Raw genomic sequence first — 2,060 nt, 5'->3', positions numbered from 1 at the left:
GTCGGGATGTGCATCGACGGGGGGGGGGACGACGAGTATTCCTGCGGGATTTACGCGCTGGGCGGCGGCTACTGGAGCGGGATCGGAATCTGCGCCGACAAGGGCGGAAACGACAGATACACGAGCGCGCACTACACCCTCGCCGCGCCTCCGCACTACGCGCTGGGGATTTTCCAGGACGACGCGGGCGACGATGTGTACTACGGCTACCTGCGCCAGGCAATCGGGCACGGCCGCGATTTTTCGCTGGGCTGGTTCGAGGACTCCGCGGGCGACGACTTTTACCAGGGCGGGAACATGTCCATCGGCACCGGCAACATCCAGTCCATCGGCGTCGTTTGGGACAAGGGAGGCGACGACACGTACCTTTTGTACGGCGTCGGCCTCGGCCAGACCTGGACGGACTCGATGGGCTCGATCCGCGACTTCATCCCGACGATCGGGCTGTTCATAGACGGGGGGGGGCGCGACCGCTACCTGGAAATCCCCACGAACATCGAGCGCGTTTTCGACGGCGATGTGAATACGCTTTCTCCGCTTGCGTTCGCGGGCGACGGGAAAACATGGAAGCGGGGCGACAACCTGAACGCGCCGTACGCCAAATCCGTCGGAATCGACGCGGGTTAGGATCGGCCGCGCATTGCGCGGCGGTTGACCGGCCGCGCGGATTTCATTACATTACTTTCGCTTTTTCCGGAGGATAAACGTATGCTTAACCGAATCGCATTCAGGGGAATCGCCATCCTCGCGCTGGCGCTTGCCGCGCTCGCCGCGCCCGCGCTTGCCGCTACCGAGGCGCGCGTGAGCGAGTTCCAGCTCTACACGCTCGACGACAAGGGCGGCAAGCACCCGACGAGCGTTTTCAACGACTTCCACGACGTCCGCTACGACATAGTCGTCGAGAACAACAAAACTCACGAGATTTCGGGCGGGCTTTGCTTCGTCTGGATGTGGTACGGCGAGCCGATGTACGGCGGATTCTGCGAGTCGGTGTACAAAATCGCCCCCGGCAAGACCGCCGAGTTCCGCGGTTTCCCTATCGCGCGGCCCGAGCCGATGCCGAAGGAGCTGGTCGACGCGAAGGGTCTGAACATCGCCCGCGTGTGGGCCGGACGGACGCCCGACCACGCGTCCAAAAACTGGGTGCTGTACGTGTTCGCGGACGACAACGGCGACGGGGACTTTTCGGACGCGATTGCGATTTACAACGCCACGTTCGACGCCGGCGGGTACGCGTTCGCGGGGTAAAAGGGCTCCAACTGAACCGGGTAAAATGTACATGCCGCCGTTTTGCTCCGGCGGAATCAAGACGTTAACACTTTTCGGTTTCGGATTTTTATCGAGATGGGCGAGGGCGGTATGCACGACGACGAAGTCCCGTCATTACGCGCCTGCTGGACGCGGGCGTCCCGGCGTATTTCGATGCGCCGCAGTGGTTCCAGGACAGCTACCGGTGCTTCCCGGTGAAAGATCCGATGGGCAACACCGTCGAGATTTACACCGACGGCCCGAAAGATGCGGAGTGGGGGTAGGGGAAAAGCTGCATTTCCTTAGATTTTAAACTTGTCCGGTGGAGCAGTTTGAAGATTAACTTTTAACCACCCTCCCCACCGCTTCCGGGATCCCGTCGTAGCTCTCCGCGATGACCGCGCCCGCATCCCGCAGCGCCGATATCTTGCCCTCGTACGTCCCCCTGCCGCCCTCGATGATCGCCCCGGCGTGCGAAAATCTCGTCCCCTCCTTCGCGCCCCTGCCGCCGATGTACGCCACGAGCGGCTTCGAGAACTCGCCCCGTTGGATCATCTCCGCGCACTCCTCCTCCTGCGTCCCGCCGATCTCGCCGAACATCACCACCGCGTCCGTATCCGTGTCGGCCTGGAATTTGCGCAGGATCGCCGGGTGCGGCAGCCCCACGATCGGGTCCCCCCCTACGTGGACGATGCTGGAGCATCCTATCCCCGCCTTGCCGAGATAATACGCGATGCTTGACGTTATCCCGCCGCTGCGGGAAGTGACGCCCACGCGGCCGCGCCGGAAAAACTTCCGCGCGCTCTCCGCGC

3 protein-coding genes are annotated in these 2,060 nt (G+C 62.9%); 2 read left to right on the top strand and 1 reads right to left on the bottom strand.

Annotation, left to right across the window (positions count from 1 at the left end; translation table 11 throughout):
* Together HRF49_11910 and HRF49_11905 are read left to right on the top strand one after the other, a co-directional pair.
* A partial coding sequence (locus HRF49_11910) for a hypothetical protein (GenBank protein ID MEP0815352.1) occupies window positions 1-627 on the top strand: 627 nt, incomplete at its 5' end.
* An 81-nt stretch (window positions 628-708) separates the two neighbouring features.
* Window positions 709-1,248: a hypothetical protein gene (locus HRF49_11905; GenBank protein MEP0815351.1), complete on the top strand. Its 540-nt coding sequence runs from the start codon at window positions 709-711 to the stop codon at window positions 1,246-1,248.
* Between the two features lie 339 nt (window positions 1,249-1,587).
* On the opposite strand, the gene HRF49_11900 is transcribed toward HRF49_11905, so the two are convergent.
* A partial coding sequence (locus tag HRF49_11900; protein MEP0815350.1) for a succinate--CoA ligase subunit alpha occupies window positions 1,588-2,060 on the bottom strand: 473 nt, incomplete at its 5' end.

This window comes from bacterium, assembly GCA_039961635.1.
GTDB lineage: Bacteria > 4484-113 > 4484-113 > JAGGVC01 > JAGGVC01 > JABRWB01.
Note: the sequence above shows the minus strand (reverse complement) of the source record. Positions and strands in the feature narration are given on the sequence as shown.

Coding starts and splice junctions, on each gene's coding strand:
- HRF49_11905 (MEP0815351.1), top strand. CDS start 709: ATGCTTAACCGAATCGCATTCAGGGGAATCGCCATCCTCGCGCTGGCG.